Origin of the sequence: Psychrobacter sp. 16-MNA-CIBAN-0192, assembly GCF_040309565.1 — a bacterium.
GTDB lineage: Bacteria > Pseudomonadota > Gammaproteobacteria > Pseudomonadales > Moraxellaceae > Psychrobacter.
The window spans coordinates 1-252 of the sequence record NZ_JBEOOX010000511.1; the positions used below are offsets into that span (position 1 = coordinate 1).

Sequence of the window (252 nt, forward strand, 5' to 3'; positions counted from 1 at the left end):
GTCATATACTAAAGCGCTTGGTCTTGCCAAAGAACAATTAAAAGTAAATCCCAATCAAGAAACCATGCAAGCATCATTAGCACGTTACCAATCCGAATTATTACAATGTGATAGTGCCCTAAACAGTATTGAAACACTACGGACGTCACAAAGTAACGATCCTTATATTTATTACGACACCGCAATTGTAGCGCTTAATTGTGGTCAAAAATCATTGGCACAAACACTGATTAATACTGCATTGACACTAGG

The 252-nt window shown here is 37.3% G+C and carries 1 protein-coding gene; it reads left to right on the top strand.

The window, feature by feature from the left end:
- On the top strand, window positions 1-252 hold a 252-nt coding region (locus tag AAEY78_RS14170; protein WP_352340048.1), incomplete at both ends, for a tetratricopeptide repeat protein.